The following is a 1,714-nucleotide window of genomic DNA, read 5'->3' on the forward strand; positions in this document are numbered from 1 at the left end:
GAACTCTTCTGTAAGAAGCGGCACAACTTCGAACAGGTCGCCGACAATGCCATAGTCCGCTACCTGGAAGATCGGTGCTTCCGGATCTTTATTGATGGCTACAATGACTTTGGAGCTGGACATGCCGGCCAGATGCTGAATGGCGCCGGAAATGCCGGCCGCAATGTACAGGTCAGGTGTTACCACTTTACCGGTCTGGCCGATTTGCAGCGAGTAATCGCAGTATTCGGCATCGCACGCGCCACGGGATGCGCCAACCGCGCCGCCCAGCACCTCAGCCAGCTCTTGCAGCGGCTTAAATCCTTCTGCGGATTTCACGCCGCGTCCGCCGGATACGACGACTTTCGCTTCGGACAGGTCCACGCCGCCTGCTGTTTTGCGTACCACCTCTTTTACGATGGTGCGCAGGTCTTTGATTTCGACATTGAAGTCGACCTGTTCTGCGGAGCCGCCCGTTTCTTCCGCCGCAATATTGTTCGGACGCACGGTCGCGAATACCGTTCCGTCCGTCACTTTTTTCTTCTCAAAAGCTTTCCCCGCATAAATCGGACGCGTAAACACGACGTCTCCGCCTTCTACCTGTACATCGATCACATCGGATACGAGGCCAAGGCCAAGGCGGGCGGCCACGCGCGGAGCAAGGTCTTTGCCTACTGCCGTATGCGGCATCAAAATCGCTTCCGGCTGCACATCCTCAATCACCTGGCGCAGCGCCTGGAAATAGGCGTCTGTTGTATACGTGTCCAGCTCTTTGTGCGCAACCGCATACACTTTGCTTGCACCGTATTTCCCCAGATCCGCCACATAGTTCGCCGCATCGCTGCCGAACGCAACCGCAATGATCCCGCCGCCTTCCGCGATGCGCTGTGCCGCCGTCAGCGCCTCGAACGATACGTTACGCAAACTTCCGTCTCTCGCTTCTGCCACTACAAGTACTTTTTTGCTCATCTCACTCGTCCTCCTTAGCCCTTAAATGACTTTCGCTTCGTTGCGAAGAAGTTGTACTAATTCTTTGACCTGGTCTTGAATATCGCCGCTCAGGATGCGACCCGCTTCTTTTTTCGGCGGCAGGAACGTTTCAACCACCGTGGTTTTTGCGGCGATGTCCCCGTCGATATTCAAATCGTCTATCGTCAGACGCTCCATCGGCTTTTTCTTCGCTTTCATGATGCCCGGCAGAGAAGGATAGCGCGGCTCGTTCAGCCCCTGCTGTGCCGTAACCAGTACCGGCAGGGAGACTTCAATGACTTCTACGTCCCCTTCGACGTCGCGCTCAATGGTGGCCTTGCCGCCATCCACATCCAGCTTTGTAATGGTCGTTACCTGAGCAATGTTCAGCTCTTCCGCCAGGCGCGGTCCGACCTGGCCGGAACCGTTGTCAACCGCCATGTTTCCGCCAAGGATGATATCATACTCACGGTCTTTGATGACGGCAGCCAGGATTTTCGCTACGCTGTATTCATCCGCCTCGATATCTTCGCTATCTACGATAACGGCCTTGTCCGCGCCCATCGCAAGCGCGGTGCGCAGAGCGCTCTCTGCGCGTTCCGGACCTACCGTAATCACCGTTACTTCACCGCCGTGCTCATCGCGCAGCTTAATCGCTTCTTCGACCGCGTATTCATCGTACGGATTGATGATGAACTCTACACCGTCTTCGCTGATTTTACCGTTTTCAAGCACGATCTTTTCTTCTGTGTCAAACGTTTGCTTT

At 55.4% G+C, this 1,714-nt stretch carries 2 protein-coding genes; both read right to left on the reverse strand.

The window, feature by feature from the left end:
- Positions 1-948, reverse strand: a 948-nt coding sequence (locus ADA01nite_RS21550) for an electron transfer flavoprotein subunit alpha/FixB family protein (protein WP_146812478.1), incomplete at its 3' end; no start/stop codon positions are given.
- Positions 949-969: 21 nt separating this feature from the next.
- Positions 970-1,714, reverse strand: a 745-nt coding sequence (locus ADA01nite_RS21555) for an electron transfer flavoprotein subunit beta/FixA family protein (RefSeq protein ID WP_146812479.1), incomplete at its 5' end; no start/stop codon positions are given.

The organism is Aneurinibacillus danicus, from assembly GCF_007991215.1.
GTDB classification, from domain to species: domain Bacteria; phylum Bacillota; class Bacilli; order Aneurinibacillales; family Aneurinibacillaceae; genus Aneurinibacillus; species Aneurinibacillus danicus.